This window comes from Streptomyces sp. NPDC046866 (assembly GCF_040704625.1).
Lineage (GTDB): Bacteria > Actinomycetota > Actinomycetes > Streptomycetales > Streptomycetaceae > Streptomyces.
In genome coordinates this window covers 211,869-227,716 of record NZ_JBEYXN010000003.1, presented here as the reverse complement: position 1 = coordinate 227,716, position 15,848 = coordinate 211,869, and the positions used below count along the sequence as shown (strand labels likewise).

General features: G+C 73.8%; 15 protein-coding genes. 3 read left to right on the top strand and 12 right to left on the bottom strand.

Translation table 11 applies throughout. The features are described from left to right. Positions 1-60: 60 nt before the first annotated feature. From AB0953_RS06995 to AB0953_RS06940, 12 genes are all read right to left on the bottom strand, one after another. Complete coding sequence (locus AB0953_RS06995; RefSeq protein ID WP_366858381.1) at positions 61-453, bottom strand: YccF domain-containing protein; 393 nt, start codon at positions 451-453, stop codon at positions 61-63. Further along, positions 450-1,313, bottom strand: coding sequence for a zinc metalloprotease HtpX (htpX, locus tag AB0953_RS06990; RefSeq protein WP_366858380.1), 864 nt, complete (start codon positions 1,311-1,313; stop codon positions 450-452). Before htpX ends, AB0953_RS06995 begins: the two co-directional genes overlap by 4 nt. Positions 1,314-1,945: 632 nt before the next feature. Continuing rightward, on the bottom strand, positions 1,946-3,553 hold the full coding sequence (locus AB0953_RS06985; RefSeq protein WP_366858379.1) for an NADH-quinone oxidoreductase subunit N: 1,608 nt from the start codon (positions 3,551-3,553) through the stop codon (positions 1,946-1,948). Then, on the bottom strand, positions 3,550-5,151 hold the full coding sequence (locus AB0953_RS06980) for an NADH-quinone oxidoreductase subunit M (RefSeq protein ID WP_366858378.1): 1,602 nt from the start codon (positions 5,149-5,151) through the stop codon (positions 3,550-3,552). The genes AB0953_RS06985 and AB0953_RS06980 overlap by 4 nt, the downstream gene beginning before the upstream one ends. Before the next feature lie 14 nt (positions 5,152-5,165). Beyond that, the gene (locus AB0953_RS06975; RefSeq protein WP_366858377.1) at positions 5,166-7,172 is read right to left on the bottom strand and encodes an NADH-quinone oxidoreductase subunit L; all 2,007 of its coding nucleotides are present in this window, start codon (positions 7,170-7,172) and stop codon (positions 5,166-5,168) included. Then, the gene (gene nuoK / locus AB0953_RS06970; protein WP_366858376.1) at positions 7,169-7,522 is read right to left on the bottom strand and encodes an NADH-quinone oxidoreductase subunit NuoK; all 354 of its coding nucleotides are present in this window, start codon (positions 7,520-7,522) and stop codon (positions 7,169-7,171) included. Before nuoK ends, AB0953_RS06975 begins: the two co-directional genes overlap by 4 nt. Beyond that, positions 7,522-8,145, bottom strand: coding sequence for an NADH-quinone oxidoreductase subunit J (locus AB0953_RS06965; RefSeq protein ID WP_366858375.1), 624 nt, complete (start codon positions 8,143-8,145; stop codon positions 7,522-7,524). Before AB0953_RS06965 ends, nuoK begins: the two co-directional genes overlap by 1 nt. Beyond that, positions 8,142-8,789: an NADH-quinone oxidoreductase subunit I gene (locus AB0953_RS06960; RefSeq protein WP_366858374.1), complete on the bottom strand. Its 648-nt coding sequence runs from the start codon at positions 8,787-8,789 to the stop codon at positions 8,142-8,144. Before AB0953_RS06960 ends, AB0953_RS06965 begins: the two co-directional genes overlap by 4 nt. Then, positions 8,789-9,748, bottom strand: a complete 960-nt coding sequence (locus tag AB0953_RS06955; protein ID WP_366858373.1) for a complex I subunit 1 family protein — start codon at positions 9,746-9,748, stop codon at positions 8,789-8,791. Before AB0953_RS06955 ends, AB0953_RS06960 begins: the two co-directional genes overlap by 1 nt. Then, positions 9,745-10,941, bottom strand: a complete 1,197-nt coding sequence (locus tag AB0953_RS06950; RefSeq protein WP_366858372.1) for an NADH-quinone oxidoreductase subunit C — start codon at positions 10,939-10,941, stop codon at positions 9,745-9,747. Before AB0953_RS06950 ends, AB0953_RS06955 begins: the two co-directional genes overlap by 4 nt. Next, the gene (locus tag AB0953_RS06945; protein ID WP_366858371.1) at positions 10,938-11,540 is read right to left on the bottom strand and encodes an NADH-quinone oxidoreductase subunit B family protein; all 603 of its coding nucleotides are present in this window, start codon (positions 11,538-11,540) and stop codon (positions 10,938-10,940) included. The genes AB0953_RS06950 and AB0953_RS06945 overlap by 4 nt, the downstream gene beginning before the upstream one ends. Continuing rightward, entirely contained in the window at positions 11,531-11,938 is a 408-nt protein-coding gene (locus AB0953_RS06940; RefSeq protein WP_361919530.1) for an NADH-quinone oxidoreductase subunit A, read from the bottom strand. Before AB0953_RS06940 ends, AB0953_RS06945 begins: the two co-directional genes overlap by 10 nt. Positions 11,939-12,085: 147 nt before the next feature. Between AB0953_RS06940 and AB0953_RS06935 the strand changes: the two genes are divergently transcribed. The 3 genes from AB0953_RS06935 to AB0953_RS06925 all read left to right on the top strand — a co-directional run bounded on the left by AB0953_RS06935 (position 12,086) and on the right by AB0953_RS06925 (position 15,638). Continuing rightward, positions 12,086-13,255: a sensor domain-containing protein gene (locus tag AB0953_RS06935; RefSeq protein WP_366858370.1), complete on the top strand. Its 1,170-nt coding sequence runs from the start codon at positions 12,086-12,088 to the stop codon at positions 13,253-13,255. A 141-nt stretch (positions 13,256-13,396) separates the two neighbouring features. After that, complete coding sequence (locus AB0953_RS06930; protein ID WP_366858605.1) at positions 13,397-14,710, top strand: sensor domain-containing protein; 1,314 nt, start codon at positions 13,397-13,399, stop codon at positions 14,708-14,710. Between the two features lie 256 nt (positions 14,711-14,966). Further along, positions 14,967-15,638 (top strand): response regulator transcription factor, encoded by a 672-nt coding sequence (locus AB0953_RS06925; protein WP_366858369.1) that lies wholly within the window; start codon positions 14,967-14,969, stop codon positions 15,636-15,638. The last annotated feature ends 210 nt before the right edge of the window (positions 15,639-15,848 follow it).

Below are 15,848 nucleotides of genomic sequence, written 5' to 3'. Positions count from 1 at the left end.
CACGATGACCGACAGGGTCGTGGCCGTGCGCGCAGCCGACACTTGCTCTTTGGCTTCTTCCTACCGGGACGCGAACGGCGCGTCGGTCGGGACGATCTCGCGGCCCAGCGGCAGCAGGGACAGCGGGACCATCTTGAAGTTGGCGATGCCGAACGGGATGCCGATGATCGTCAGGCACAGCGCGATGCCGGTGGCGATGTGGCCCAGGGCCAGCCACCAGCCGGCCAGGACCAGCCACAGCACGTTGCCGATGCAGGACGCGGCGCCCGCGTCGCGGCGCTCGACGGCGGTGTACCCGAACGGCCACAGGGCGTAGACGGCGATCCGGAAGGCCGCTATGCCGAAGGGGATCCCGATGATCGTGATGCACAGGAGCACGCCCGCGAGGCAGTAGCCGAGGAACAGCCAGACACCGCTGAGGACGAGCCAAATGATGTTGAGGATGGTCTTCACTGACTACGGCCTGCCATCTGTTCGAGCCGGGCGATGCGCTCGGCCATCGGAGGGTGCGTCGAAAACATCTTAGAAAGGCCCTGGCCTGGGCGGAACGGATTGGCGATCATCATGTGGCTCGCGGTCTCCAGGCGGGGTTCGGGAGGCAGCGGCAGCTGCTTGGTGCCCGCGTCCAGCTTGCGCAGGGCGCTGGCCAGGGCGAGCGGGTCGCCGGTGAGCTGGGCGCCGGAGGCGTCGGCCTCGTACTCCCGCGAGCGGCTGATGGCGAGCTGGATCACGGACGCGGCCAGCGGGCCGAGGATCGCGACCAGCAGCATGCCGAGGAGGCCGGGGCCCTCGTCGTCGTCCGACCGGCCGACCGGGATCAGCCAGGCGAAGTTCACCAGGAACATGATCACCGAGGCGAGGGCTCCGGCGACGGAGGAGATGAGGATGTCGCGGTTGTAGACGTGGCTGAGCTCGTGCCCGATCACGCCGCGCAGCTCCCGCTCGTCGAGGAGGCGCAGGATCCCCTCGGTGCAGCAGACGGCGGCGTTGCGCGGGTTGCGGCCGGTGGCGAACGCGTTCGGCGCGTCGGTGGGCGAGATGTAGAGCCGGGGCATCGGCTGGCGGGCGGAGGTGGAGAGCTCGCGGACCATGCGGTAGAGCGCCGGGGCCTCGAACTCGCTCACGGGTCGGGCGCGCATCGCGCGCAGCGCCAGCTTGTCGCTGTTCCAGTACGCGTACGCGTTGGTGGCGAGGGCGACGAGGACGGCGATGATCAGGCCGCGGCGCCCGAAGAAGCTTCCGATGACGATGATGAGTGCGGACAGGCCGCCGAGGAGTACGGCGGTCTTCAGCCCGTTGTGCCGGCGGTGCACGGTACGCCCTCCAAGTGGTGCGGCAGGGAGCCCCCGTCGAGTGCTGCGGGTCCACGGTCCAGTGGACCCTCCCTTCCCGGACAACGCGAGGTGGCGTCGTCCGGTTCCCGGGGCGACGGGGCCGGGGCGGGCCCGGCGCGCCGGTGCGGGGTGCTGCGCGGGGCCGCTGCGCCGTTCGCTGCGCCGTTCGGGTCGGTGGCCGGGCGGTCGGTGGGCCCGGGGGCGGTGGTCCGGGGGCGGGTGCTGCCGGCGGGGCTTGCCTGTTGCCGCTGCGCGGAGCCGTTCCCCTCCCCGCCCCTTCCCGAAACCGGGGCTGACGCCCCGGACCCGGTTCCGGACGCTTCGCGCCCGGTGCGCTCAAACGCCGCGCGGGCTGGATTGTGCCGCTGCGCGGCAATTCCACCCCGCCCGGCGGGAAATCCAGCCCCGCCGGCGTTTGAGGCGCTGGGGGTCCGGGGGCGGAGCCCCCGAAGGGGGTGCGGGGGCGCAGCCCCGCAGCGGGGCCCGGGGGCGCAGGTCCCGGTTTCGGGAAGGGGCGGGGAGGGGAAACGGCTCCGCGCAGCGGCAGCGGCAGCGGCAGCGGCAGCGGCAGCAGCAGCGGCAGCAGCAGCAGCAGCAGCGGCAGCGGGCGGCTACTGCGGGAAGAGGCTGCCGGCGGCGAAGCGCAGGACCAGCTGCGGGGCGCCCGACAGGACGAGCGAGACGGCCGCGGTGAGCGTGATCGCGGCCGCGACGGGCCACGGCGCGGCGGCGGCGGCCCTGCCCGGACCGGCCTCGGGGGCCGCCTCCGGGGCGCGGAAGAGCACCGCGGTCCACCGGAGGTAGTAGTACAGGGCGATCACGACGTTGACGGCCATGACCACGGCCAGCCAGCCCAGGCCCGCGTCGACCGCGGAGCGGAAGACGGTGACCTTGGCGAACAGGCCGATGATGCCCGGCGGCAGCCCGGCCAGGCAGAGCAGGAAGAAGGCCAGGGCCAGGGCGGCGGCGGGCCGCTCGGCGTACAGGCCGCGGTAGTCGCTGATCCGGTTCAGCGGCTTGGTGCGGGCCACGAGCGCGGCGACGGCGAAGGCGCCGAGGTTCACGGCGCCGTACATCAGGGCGTAGGCGACGGTGGAGCCGATCTGGTCGGGCCCGGAGTAGGCGGCCGCGGCGATCGGGACGAGGAGGTAGCCGGCCTGGCCCACCGAGGACCAGGCGAGCAGCCGGACGGCGCTGTTCGGCCGGTCGGGGGACTGGCGCAGGGCGGCGGCGTTGCCGAGCGTCATGGTCAGCGCGGCGAGGACGGCGAGGGCGGGGCCCCAGACCGCGGAGTACGCGGGGAAGGCGATCACGGTGACGAGGGCGAGGCCGGTGAAGCCCACGGCCTTGCCGATCACCGACAGGTAGCCGGCGATGGGCAGCGGGGCGCCGACGTAGGTGTCCGGGACCCAGAAGTGGAAGGGCACGGCCGCGGTCTTGAAGGCGAAGCCGACGAGGGTGAGCGCGACGCCCGCCGCGGCGAGGGTGTCGAGCTGCCCGGGCACGTCCTCGAGCCGGTCGGCGACGCGCACCAGGTGCAGGGTGCCGGTGGCGGCGTAGACGAGGCTGATGCCGAAGAGGGAGACGGCGGTGGCCGTGACCGAGGAGAGGAAGAACTTCAGGGCGGCCTCGGAGGAGAGCCGGTCGCCGCGGCGCATGCCGACGAGGGCGAAGGCGGGCAGCGAGGCGACTTCCAGGGCGACGATCAGGGTCGCGAGGTCGCGGGAGGCGGGCAGGAGGGCCGCGCCCGCGGCCGAGGAGAGCAGCAGGAACCAGTACTCGCCGGCCGGCATGCGCGCGTCGCGGACGGCGGTGACCGACAGCAGGGTGGTGACCAGGGCGCCGGCCAGCACCAGGAACTGGATGACGAGGGTGAAGTGGTCGGCGGTGTAGCTGCACGCCGCCGGGTCGGCGGTGAGGCAGAAGGTGGCGCGGTCGCCGGCGCGCAGCGGCAGCAGGGAGGCCGTCGCGGCGGCGAGGCCGGCGGCGGAGAGCCAGCCGAGCAGCGGCTTGCGGCGCTCGGGGAGGAACAGGTCGGCGACGAGCACGACGAGGGCGACGGCGGCGGGCAGCACCACCGGGGCGATCGCGAGCCAGTCGACGCTCTGGACCAGGCTCCCGGCGGCCGGGGCCCCCGCGGAACCCGGGCCGGAGGTGGCGGAGGTGGTGGCCGTGGCAGCCGTGGCGGCCGTGGCGGTGGCCGCGTACAGGGCCGTCATGCGTTGCCTCCTGCGAGGAGCTTCTGGACGGCCGGGTCGGTGAGGCCGAGGAGGATCGCGGGCCACAGGCCGGCGAGGACGGTGAGGGCCACGAGCGGGGTCCAGGCGGCGAACTCGTACCCCTGGACGTCCGCGAGGACGGGCACGGTGCCGGCAGGACCGGCGCCCGCCGGCCGGGCCGCGGGATCGCCCATGCAGACGCGCCGGACGACGATCAGCAGGTAGGCGGCGGTGAGCAGGGTGCCGAACGCCCCGAGCGCCATCCAGGTGAGGAAGGCGGGCCGCGAGAGCCCCGCCGCCGGGTCGAAGGCGCCGAAGAGGGCCAGCATCTCGCCCCAGAACCCGGCGAGGCCGGGCAGGCCGAGGGAGGCGACGGCGGCGAAGGCCAGCAGGGCGCCCAGGCGCGGGGCGCGGCCGTAGAGGGCTGCGCCGGTGGCTCCCGCGAGGGTGTCGAGGTCGGCGGTGCCGTAGCGGTCCTTCAGAGCGCCGACCAGGAAGAACAGCAGGCCGGTGATGAGGCCGTGGGCGATGTTGGCGAACAGGGCGCCGTTGACGCCGGTCGGGGTCATGGAGGCGATCCCGAGCAGGACGAAGCCCATGTGCCCGACGGAGGAGTACGCGATGAGCCTCTTGAGGTCGCCCTTGTTGCCGCTGCGGGCCAGCGAGAGGCAGGCGAGGGACCCGTAGACGATGCCGACGGCGGCGAAGGCGCCCAGGTAGGGGGCGAAGACGGCCATGCCGTCGGGGGTGGCCGGCAGCAGGATGCGCACGAACCCGTACGTGCCCATCTTCAGCAGGACGCCGGCCAGCAGGACGGAGCCGACGGTGGGGGCGGCGGTGTGGGCGTCGGGCAGCCAGCTGTGCAGGGGCCACATCGGGGTCTTCACGGCCAGGCCGAGGCCGATGGAGAGCACGGCCAGGACCTGGGTGGTGTGGCTGAGCCCGCGGCCGTTGTCGGCGGCGAGCGCCACCATGTCGAAGGTGCCGCTGTCCAGGCCGATCAGCAGCAGGCCGAGCAGCATGACCACGGAGCCGAGGAGGGTGTACAGGATGAACTTCCAGGCGGCGGCCTGCCGCTGGGCACCGCCCCAGCGGGCGATGAGGAAGTACATCGGGATGAGGACCATCTCGAACGCGAGGAAGAACAGCAGCAGGTCGAGGACGGCGAAGGTCGCGAGGGTGCCGGATTCCAGGACGAGCAGCAGCGCGACGAAGGCCTTGGCGGAGGGGCCCTCGGGCAGCTTGAAGTAGCTGTACAGCGCGCAGAGGAAGAACAGCAGCGCGGTCATCACCAGGAGGGGGAGCGAGATGCCGTCGATGCCGAGGTGGATCCGGACGCCCAGGGAGGGGATCCAGCTGATGTCCGTGGTCGCCTGGAAGCGGGACGGGGCGTCGTGGTCGAAGCCGGCGGCGAGGGCGAGCGCCGCGGCGAGGACCACGGCGGTCACGGTCACGCCGTGGCGGAGCACGGCTTGCTCGGGGCTCCGGCCCTTCAGGCCGGGCGGGGCGGGCAGCAGGGCCGCGGCGGCGCCGAGGAGCGGTGCGGCGACGGCGAACGCCAGGAGGAACTGCATCACGGACGGGCTGATATCGATCACGGCTGACTCACGGCTCACGATCCGGCGTTGACGTTGGCGAGGACGGCGGTGGCGATCGCCAGGACCACGGCGCCGGCGAGCAGGGCGCTCAGGTAGCTCTGCACGTTGCCGGTCTGGGCGCGGCGCACGAGGCTGCCGAGCAGCCGCGGGCCGGTGCCCGCGCCGCGGACGTACGTGTCGACGACCTCGCGGTCGAGGAAGCGGACGAGGGCGGCGGCCCCGCGCACGGGCCGGACGAACAGCCGGTCGTAGACGGCGTCCAGGTGGAAGCCGGCGGCGGCGTGCCGGTAGAGCGGGCCGAGCAGCGCGCGTCCGGGGTCGGGTGCGGGCCCGGTCGGGACGGCGGGGTGGTCGTGGGTGACCTCGGCGACCTCGGGGGTCTCGGCGGCGGACTCGGCGGCGGCGACGGACGCGGGCACGGGCTCGGCGCTGCGGTAGGAGCCGGCGGCGGCCTTGGCGACGGCGCGCTGCCACAGGCCGTAGGTGAGCAGGGCGCCGAGGACGGCGGCCCCGGTGCCGAGGACGGAGGTGGCGAGCGTCGGGGTGAGCTGCCCGCCGTCGAACCAGTCGGCGAGCGGCCGGGCGGCGAGGCCCAAGCCGATCGAGGGGATCGCCAGCAGCCACAGCACGCCCGTCATGGCGAGGGGCTCCTTGCCGTGCTCGGGAGCCGGGGCCCCCGAGCCGCGGAAGGCCATCAGCCACAGCCGGGCGGCGTAGGCGGCGGTGAGCAGCGCGGTCAGCACGCCGGCGACGAGCACCAGCCAGCCGGCGGCGCCGGGCGCGGCCCCGGTGTGCCCGGTGGCGGCCTTCTCGGCGGCGACGAGGACGGTCTCCTTGGAGAAGAAGCCGGCGAAGGGCGGGATCGCGGCGAGCGCGAGCAGGCCGATCGTCATGGTCCAGAAGGCGTCGGGGATCCGCCGGGCCAGGCCGTCCATGCGGGACATCGCGGCCAGGGAGTTGGTTCCGGCGGCGTGGATGATCACGCCGGCGCCGAGGAACAGCAGGGCCTTGAACGCGCCGTGGGAGAGCAGGTGGAAGACGGCGGCGCTGCGGTCGGCGACGGCCAGGGCGCCGGTCATGTAGCCGAGCTGGCCGATGGTGGAGTAGGCGAGGACGCGCTTGATGTCGTCCTGGGCCAGGGCGGCGAGGCCCGAGCCGACCATGGTGACGGCGGCCATGACGGCCATGACGACCAGGGCGGCCCGGGAGGCCGTGAACACGGGCAGCAGACGGGCGACGAAGTACACGCCGGCGGCGACCATCGTCGCGGCGTGGATCAGCGCGGAGACCGGGGTGGGGCCGGCCATGGCGTCGGGGAGCCAGGTGTGCAGAGGGAACTGCGCGGACTTGCCGGCGACGCCGGCGAGCAGCAGCAGTGCGATCGGCGTCGGGTGGTCGAGCCCGCCCGCGGCGACGGTGCCGAGGATCTTGGTGATCTCGAAGGAGCCGGCGTCGGCGGCGAGCGCGAACAGGCCGATCAGGAAGGGGACGTCGCCGAGCTTGGTGACGAGGAAGGCCTTCAGGGAGGCGGAGCGCGCCGCCTCGGTCTCCCAGTAGTGCCCGACGAGGAAGTACGAGCAGATGCCCATGACCTCCCAGCCGACCAGCAGCACCATCAGGTCGCCGGAGTAGACCACGAGCAGCATCGCGGAGGTGAACAGCGACACCAGGGCGGCGTACGAGGGGTAGCGCGGGTCCTCGCGCAGGTACGCGGTGGAGTACAGCTGGACGCAGGTGGAGATGACGCCGACGAGGACCGCGGCGAGCGCGGCGAAGCCGTCGAGGTGGAGCGAGAGCTCGATCGGCACGGAGCCGGTCGGGGTGAGCTCGGTGGCGGCGTTCAGGGCCGGCCCGCCGCCCTGGCGGACGGCGACGGCCACGGCGAGTCCGGCCGCGGCCAGCGCGGGCAGCACGGCGAGCGGCCGGACGAAGCCGGGGGCGGTGCGGCCCAGCAGCAGCCCCAGGACCGCGCCGAGGAACGGCAGGGCGGGGACGAGGACGGCGAGGGTCGTGGTGCTCACGCGGCGACCTCCGGCCGGGCGGTGCCGGTCTGTTCGGGTTCGCGGCCCTCGGCGGTGTCGCGCAGCCTGTCGACGTCCGAGGTGCCGCGGTTGCGGTACACCATGAGCACGATCGCGAGGCCGATGCCGATCTCGGCGGCGGCGATGGTGATGGTGAAGAGGGTCAGGGCCTGGCCGGCGTGGAGGGTGTCGCGCAGCCAGACGTCGAAGGCCACCAGGTTGAGGTTGACGGCGTTGAGCATCAGCTCGACGGACATCAGGACCAGGATGGCGTTGCGGCGGGCGAGCACCCCGTACAGGCCCGTGCAGAACAGCAGCGCCGCGAGCACGGCGGGGTAGGCGAGGTGCATCAGCTCTGCCCCTTGTCGCTGGGGTCGGCGGCGGGGGCGGCGCCGTCGGCGGCTTCCCTGCGGGAGAGCACGATGGCGCCGATCAGGGCCGCGAGGAGGAGGACGGAGAGCGCTTCGAAGGGCAGCACCCAGTGCTGGAAGAGGATCCGGCCGGAGACCTCGGTGGAGCCCTGGACGGGGCCGTCGAGGTCGATCCAGGTGGTCCGGAAGGCGTCGACGACGACCCAGACGAGGGAGGCGGCCGCGGCCCCGGCGACGCCGAGGGCGACCCACCGGTTGCCGGAGTCGGCGTCCGGGGAGCGGCCGATCGGCGCCTTGGTGAGCATCAGTCCGAAGAGCAGGAGGACGACGACGGAGCCGAGGTAGATCAGGACCTGGACCCAGGCGATGAACTCGGCGGTCAGCAGCAGGTACTCCACCGCGATCCCGCCGAGGGCGACGACGAGCCACAGGGCCGCGTGCACGAGCTGGCGGGTGGTGACGGTGACGAGGGCCGCCCCGAGGGTGGCGAGGCCGACGAGGACGAACGCGGTCTCGACGCCGGTCGGGGAGAGGAACCCGTGTCCGGCCGCTGAGGCCGCCGGCTGCACCGCGGCGGCCAGGGTGGTGGCTGCGGGGGTCACGCGTCAGTCTCCGGGGCGCTCGGCGGGTCGGTCGGGGGTACGGCTTCAGCGGGTCCGGCGGGTCCGGCGGCCTCCGCGGCTGCTGCGGCCTCGGCTGCTGCGGCCTCGGCTGCTGCCGCTGCTGCGGCCTCGGCCTTCTCCGCCGCCTTGCGGGCGGCGGCGAGCTCCTTGGGCTCCTCGGCGGCCGGGTCCAGGGCGGGCGGCGCCGGGACGGTCCACATCCACTGGCGCAGCTTGTCGCGCTCGTGGGTGAGTTCCAGGATGTCCGTCTCGGCGTACTCGAACTCCGGCGACCAGAACAGGGCGTCGAAGGGGCACACCTCGATGCAGATGCCGCAGTACATGCACAGCGAGAAGTCGATCGCGAAGCGGTCGAGGACGTTGCGGCTGCGCTCGCGCCCGCCGGGGGTGGCGGCCGGGACGGTCTCCTTGTGGGAGTCGATGTAGATGCACCAGTCGGGGCACTCCCGGGCGCACAGCATGCACACCGTGCAGTTCTCCTCGAACAGGCCGATGACCCCGCGGGTGCGGGGCGGCAGTTCGGGCTGCACGTCGGGGTACTGGGCGGTGTGCGAGCGCTTCGTCATCGTGCGGAGCGTCACGGCGAGGCCCTTGGCGAGGCCGGAGCCGGGGATGGGGGACATCAGCTGATCGCCACCTTCACGATGCCGGTGAGCGCGATCTGGGCGAGCGCGAGCGGGATGAGTGCGGTCCAGGCCAGCTTCTGGAGCTGGTCCTCGCGCAGCCGCGGGTAGCTGACGCGCAGCCAGATCACGACGAAGGCGAGGACGGCGGTCTTCAGCAGGGTCCAGACCCAGCCGTCGGCGACGGGGCCGTGCCAGCCGCCGAGGAAGAGGACGGTGGTCAGGGCGCACAGGACGACGATGCCGGCGTACTCGGCGAGCAGGAACAGCGCGAAGCGCAGGCCGGTGTACTCGGTGTACGCGCCGAAGATGATCTCGGAGTCGGCGACGGGCATGTCGAAGGGCGGTCGCTGGAGCTCGGCGAGGCCGGCGGTGAAGAAGACGAACGCGCCGGTGATCTGCCAGGGCAGCCACCACCAGTGGAAGGCGCCGACGATGCCGGGCAGGGACACGGTCCCGGCGGCCATCGCGACGGAGGCGGCGGCGAGCAGCATGGGCAGCTCGTACGCGAGCAGCTGGGCGGCCGTGCGCAGGCCGCCGAGCAGGGAGAACTTGTTGGCGGAGGCCCAGCCGGCCATGAGGCTGCCGAGGACGCCGACGCCCATGACGGCGAGGACGAAGAAGAGGCCGGCGTCGATGACCTGGCCGACCGCGCCCTCGCCGGGCCCGATGGGGATGGCGATGAGGACGAGGAGGTACGGCAGGAGGGCAACGGCCGGAGCGAGCTGGAAGATGCGGCGGTCGGCGCCGGCCGGGACCACGTCCTCCTTCTGCGCGAACTTCACGCCGTCGGCGACGAGCTGGGCCCAGCCGTGGAAGCCGCCTGCGTACATGGGGCCGAGGCGGCCCTGCATGTGCGCCATCACCTTGTGCTCGGTCTGCCCGACGACGAGCGGGAGCACGAGGAAGACGGCGAAGACGACGATCAGTCGCAGGGCGACGTCGAGGACGTCGTTCACGCGTCGCCTCCGTTGTCGGTGGTCGGGTCGGGGGTGGGTGCGGGCCCCGGCTCGGCGGCCGGGGCGGCCGTGGGCTTCGCCGGCGGCTCGTCCTCGTCGAAGGCGGGCTTCGGGTCGTGCCAGGGCGCGTCCGAGCTCCGCCGCGCGGGCGGCTTCCGTACGCCGTCGGCCGGAGCCGCGGCAGCGGCCTGGCTGGCCGAGCCGTCGGCGGCCGACCGCGTACGCCGCGCCGGGCGTACGGGCGCCTCGCCCCCGGCGGACTCCTCCGGGGCCGGAGCCGCGGCAGCGGCCTGGCTCGCCGAGCCGTCGGCGGCCGACCGCGTACGCCGCGCCGGGCGTACGGGCGCCTCTGCTTCTGCGCTCTCCGCCGGAGCCGGAGCCGGAGCCGCGGCAGCCGCCTGGCTCGCCGAGCCCTCGGCCGCGGTGCGCGTGCGGCGCGCCGGACGGACCGGAGCCTCTGCTCCGGCGCCCTCCGCCGGGGCAGCGGCCTGGCTCGCCGAGCCCTCCGCCACCGTGCGGGTGCGGCGGACCGGGGCGCCCTCGCGGGGGGTGCGGGCGGCCGCGCCCGCGCCCGCGGCGCGCGGGGTGCGGGCCGGGCGGGCGGGGGCGGGCGGGAGCTGCCCCTTGAGCGGGCCCCAGTCGTTGGGGTCGGGGACGCCGGGCGGCAGCATCTGCCGCCGCTTGGGCCCGTCGGCCTCGGCGCCCTCGCCCGGCTCCTTGGCGCCGGGCCAGGCCTTGGCGACGCGCGCTGCGAGGACGAAGTCCTTGCGCAGCGGGTGCCCCTCGAAGTTCTCCGGCAGGAGCAGCGGCACCAGGTGCGGGTGGTCGGTGAAGACGACCCCGAACATCTCGAAGGTCTCCCGCTCGTGCCAGGCCGCGCCCGCGTACACCGCGACGGCGGAGGGCAGCGAGGGCGCCGCGTGCGGGACGGTGGTGCGCAGCAGCAGCCGCCGTACGCGGCGGTTCTCCAGCGCCACGACGTGCGCGCACACGCGGAAGCCGGTGCCCGGCTCGTCCACCGCGCTCAGCCAGTCGAAGTAGGTGCAGCCCAGCTCGTCGCGGGCGGTCTCCAGGGCGGAAATCCAGCTTCCGGCGGGGACGTCGACCGTGAGCAGGCCGTAGGCCGACTCGGCCACGGCCTCGGCGCCGAAGACGGTCGCCGCCGCGTCGGGGAGGGAGTCGTACGGGTTCATGCGCCGGCTCCCGGGGCGGGCGGCGGCGTGACCAGGCCGCTGGTGAGCTGGGCGACCGAGGGTCCGCGGTCGCCGTGGGCGTAGCGCTCGGCGAGGGACTCGCGGGCGATCTTCTCCTGGAGCTTGAGGATGCCCTGGAGCAGCGCCTCGGGCCGGGGCGGGCAGCCGGGGACGTACACGTCGACGGGGATGATCTGGTCGACGCCCTTGGTGACGGAGTAGGAGTCCCAGTAGGGGCCGCCGCAGTTGGAGCAGGCCCCGAAGGAGATGACGTACTTCGGCTCGGGCATCTGCTCGTACAGCCGCTTGACGGCCGGGGCCATCTTGTCCGTCACCGTGCCCGAGACGATCATCAGGTCGGCCTGGCGGGGGCCGGGCGCGAAGGGGATGACGCCGAGCCGGATGAAGTCGTGCCGGGCCATGGACGCGGCGATGAACTCGATCGCGCAGCAGGCGAGGCCGAAGTTGAAGACCCACAGGCTGTAGCGGCGGCCCCAGTTCAGGACCACCTTCATCGGCTCGGGGGCCAGGCGGGACAGGACTCCCAGGCGCCTGGGCTCGGGGAGCAGCTCCGGCTGGGTCCGCGGTGTCACGTCCATGCGAGGACGCCCTTCTTGTACGCGTAGAGCAGGCCGACGGCCAGGAAGCCGAGGAAGACGAACATCTCCACGAGCGTCGTGGCGCCGAAGCCGGCGGCGGCGAACACGGTCGCCCAGGGGAAGAGGAAGATCGAGTCGACGGCGAAGATCACGTAGAGGAACGCGTAGACGTAGTAGCGGACCTGGGTGTGGGCCCAGCCCTCGCCGACCGGGTCGACGCCGCACTCGTACGTCAGGAGCTTCTCGGGGGTCGGGACGACGGGCCGCAGCAGCCGGCCCGCGCCGAAGGCGACGGCCACGAAGAGCACACCGAGGACGGCCAGCAGGCCGACGACCGAATAACTCCGGAAATAGTCCGCCGCGAGCACGGTTTCGGTCGATACCGTCGGGTCTGGCACGTCCGTTCCTCGCTCCTTGGCCACTGTCGACGATCTGTTACGGACGGGAGTCTAGGGCCTGCTCCACACGGGGTGGGGTTATCCCCCGTTCACTGCGGCCCGGCCGCCCCATGGCACCGGCGCGGCGGTCTTGGCAGTCTGTGCCGCATGACCATGAGCACTCAGGGCCCCGGCGACGACCGGCCGCCCCCCGTCCGCCCCGCCCTGGGGGTCGTGGCGTGGAAGGAAACCGCCCACCTGCTGGCCAATCTGCCGGCGGCGCTCGTCGGTTTTGTTTACACGGTGTTCATGGTGGCCACCGCGGGCGGTTTGTCCCTGACCGTGGTCGGCCTGCCGCTGCTCGCAACTGGTCTGTTCGTGTCTCGCCAGCTGGGACGGGCGGAGCGCGCGCGGGCCCGCGTGCTGCTCGGCGTCCATGTGGAGGAGCCTACTCCGCTGCCCGGCCCGCGGCGGGCCGGTGGTTTCCTCCCGTGGCTGTGGGCGGCGGTGAAGGACCCGGTGGCCTGGCGGAGCGTGCTGTACGAGCTGGTGCGGCTGCCGTGGGGGGTGCTGACCTTCACGGTGGCGCTGGTCGGGCTGTTCGTGCTGTGGCCGGTGCTGCCGTACCTGACGCGTGCGCTGACGAACGTGGACCGGCTGCTGGTACGGGGGCTGCTGTCGCCCTCGGACGAGCTGGAGCGGCGCATCGCCGAGCTGGAGTCTGACCGGGGCGTGGTGGTGGACACCGCGGCGGCGGACCTGCGGCGCATCGAGCGGGACCTGCACGACGGGGCCCAGGCCCGGCTGGTGGCCCTCGCCATGGGGTTGGGCCTGGCCAAGGAGAAGCTGCCGGAGGACCCGGGCGCGGCGGCGGCGATGGTCGACGAGGCCCACGGCGAGGTCAAGCTCGCCCTGCAGGAACTGCGCGACCTCGCCCGCGGCATCCACCCGGCCGTCCTCACCGACCGAGGCCTCGACGCCGCCCTCTCCTCCGTCGCCTCCCGCTGCACCGTCCCGGTCACGGTCCACGTCGACCTGCCCGAACGCCCCGCCGCCGCCATCGAGGGCATCGCGTACTTCACCGTCTCCGAACTCCTGCAGAACATCAGCAAGCACTCCGGAGCCCGCACCGCCGGCGTCGACGTCCGGCGCTCCGGAAACCGACTGCTCATCCGCGTGACGGACGACGGCCGCGGCGGCGCCTCTCCGGCGGGCGGCACCGGAATGGCCGGGCTCGCGGAGCGGCTGGGCGCCGTGGACGGGGTCTTCGCGGTGGATTCGCCGCAGGGGCGGGGCACGGTCGTCACGGCCGAGCTGCCGTGGCGCGGGCGCGGCTGAGCGGCTGAGCGGGGCCTTCGGGGGCGCGCGGTGGGGTTATCCCCCCGGCCGGGACGCCGACCCGCCGCATGGTCCGGCGCGGGCGCGATCGGCAGGGTGGAGGTCATGGGCGTGAGCGTGACGGGGGAAGGGCGGATCGGGATGGCCGGCGCAGCAGCGGGCACAGGGACGGGCACGGCGATCGGCGGGCTGCTGCGGGCGCCCGTGGCGCGCCGGACCTGGCGGGAGTTCGGGTACCTGTTGCTGGGGCTGCCGCTGAGCCTGGTGTACTTCACCCTCGCCGTCACCGGGATCAGTGTGGGCGCCGGACTGCTCGTCACCTTCCTCGGGATCCCGGTCCTCGCCGGCGTGCTGCTGATGTGCCGCGGCTTCGGGCGCCTGGAGCGGGCCCGGGCGCGCGGCCTGCTCGGGCTCGCCGTGGCGGACCCCCGGCCGGTCCGGGGCCGCAAGGGCGGGGCGCTCGCCGCGATGGGGGCCCTGCTCAAGAGCGGGAGCGCCTGGCGGCACGCCCTGTACGCGGTGTTCCACCTGCCGTGGGCCGTCTTCGCCTTCTGCGTGGCGCTGGTGCTGTGGAGCTGCGGATGGTCGCTGCTGCTGTACCCGCTGTGGTTCTGGGTCTTCCCGGCGTACACCGACCTGCCGGGGCTGCAGCTGTTCACGAACGGCGACCACACCTACTACCTGGACTCGCCGGCCCGGATCGCGGGCTCGTTCCTGGCCGGGCTGGCGCTGACGCTGGCCACGCCGTGGGTGGTGCGGGCGCTGACCGCCGTGGACCGCGTCCTGGTCGCCGGGCTGCTCGGCCCCTCCCGCCTCGCGCACCGGGTCACCGAGCTGGAGTCGGACCGCGGCGTGGTGGTGGACACCGCGGCGGCGGACCTGCGGCGCATCGAGCGCGACCTGCACGACGGGGCCCAGGCGCGGCTGGCCGCCCTCGCCATGGGGCTGGGTCTGGCCAAGGAGAAGCTGCTGGAGGACCCGGGCGCGGCGGCGGCGATGGTCGACGAGGCCCACGGCGAGGTCAAGCTCGCCCTGCAGGAACTGCGCGACCTCGCCCGCGGCATCCACCCGGCCGTCCTCACCGACCGAGGCCTCGACGCCGCCCTCTCCTCCGTCGCCTCCCGCTGCACCGTCCCGGTCACGGTCCACGTCGACCTGCCCGAACGCCCCGCCGCGGCGATCGAGGGCATCGCGTACTTCACCGTCTCCGAACTCCTGCAGAACATCAGCAAGCACTCCGGAGCCCGCACCGCCAGCGTGGACGTATGGCGCTCGGGCGGACGGCTCCTGATCCGGGTCGCGGACGACGGGCACGGCGGGGCCTCGCCGGCCGGGGGCTCGGGGCTCGCCGGCCTCACCGAGCGGCTGGACGCGGTGGACGGCGTCCTGGTCGTCGACTCGCCCCCCGGCGCCGGCACCACCGCCACCGCCGAACTCCCCTGGCGCCCCCGCTGACCACCCCGGCCCTACCCCTGCTGCCGAAGCGGGACCCCGGCACATCCAGCCCCGCCGGCGATTGAGGCGCGGGGTCCGGGGCGGAGCCCCGGAGCCCCTGCCGCTCCGCCGACGCCCGACGCCCGGGGACCGGGGTCCGGCAGTCCACCCTCGGCTTCGGACACGGGGCACGGCCCGAATGCCGGCCCGGATCGGCCCCCGGCCTGGGATGCTTGGGCCGGACAGGTATTCGGAACGGCATGCGGGGGCTGGGATCGTGGACGACAGGGTGCGGGTGGTCATCGCCGAGGACTCGGTGCTGCTGCGGGAGGGCCTGACCCGGCTGCTGACCGACCGCGGGCACGAGGTCGTCGCCGGCGTGGGCGACGCAGAGGCCCTGCTCAAGACGGTGGCGGAGCTGGCGGCGGAGGACGCGCTGCCGGACGTGGTGGTCGCGGACGTGCGGATGCCGCCCACGCACACCGACGAGGGCGTCCGGGCCGCCGTACGGCTGCGCCGCGAGCACCCGGGGATCGGCGTACTGGTGCTGTCGCAGTACGTGGAGGAGCAGTACGCCACCGAACTGCTGGGCGGTTCCAGTACCGGGGTGGGGTATCTCCTGAAGGACCGGGTCGCCGACGTGCGCGAGTTCCTGGACGCGGTCGTCCGGGTGGCCCGCGGCGGCACGGCCCTGGACCCCGAGGTGGTCGCCCAGCTGCTCGGCCGCAGCCGCAAGCAGGACGTGCTGGCGGGGCTGACCCCGCGCGAGCGCGAGGTGCTGGGCCTGATGGCCGAGGGCCGCACGAACTCGGCGGTGGCCAAGCAGCTCGTGGTCAGCGACGGGGCGGTGGAGAAGCACGTCAGCAACATCTTCATGAAGCTGGGCCTGTCGCCCAGCGAGGGGGACCACCGGCGCGTCCTGGCCGTCCTGACCTACCTGCGGTCGTGATCGAGGGCTTGTTCGAATCCTTGATCGACTGACACTCTGTCAGGTACGGCGTTACCGCTCCCGGCCGCACGGGGCTCGCACTATTTCCTGCACGGCAAGAAAACCTTCGGAACCTCGCTCTTCCCGCGGATTCTCCGGAAATTCTGTCGACCGACCGCCCGAAAAAGCGGTCCAGAATATGAGCGCCCCCGAGCGGACCACTGCCACCGA

Coding starts and splice junctions, on each gene's coding strand:
- AB0953_RS06935 (WP_366858370.1), top strand. CDS start 12,086: ATGACCATGAGCACTCAGGGCCCCGGCGACGACCGGCCGCCCCCCGTC.
- nuoK (WP_366858376.1), bottom strand. CDS start 7,522: ATGCACCTCGCCTACCCCGCCGTGCTCGCGGCGCTGCTGTTCTGCACG.
- AB0953_RS06945 (WP_366858371.1), bottom strand. CDS start 11,540: ATGGACGTGACACCGCGGACCCAGCCGGAGCTGCTCCCCGAGCCCAGG.
- AB0953_RS06930 (WP_366858605.1), top strand. CDS start 13,397: ATGGCCGGCGCAGCAGCGGGCACAGGGACGGGCACGGCGATCGGCGGG.
- AB0953_RS06950 (WP_366858372.1), bottom strand. CDS start 10,941: ATGAACCCGTACGACTCCCTCCCCGACGCGGCGGCGACCGTCTTCGGC.
- AB0953_RS06960 (WP_366858374.1), bottom strand. CDS start 8,789: ATGTCCCCCATCCCCGGCTCCGGCCTCGCCAAGGGCCTCGCCGTGACG.
- AB0953_RS06985 (WP_366858379.1), bottom strand. CDS start 3,553: ATGACGGCCCTGTACGCGGCCACCGCCACGGCCGCCACGGCTGCCACG.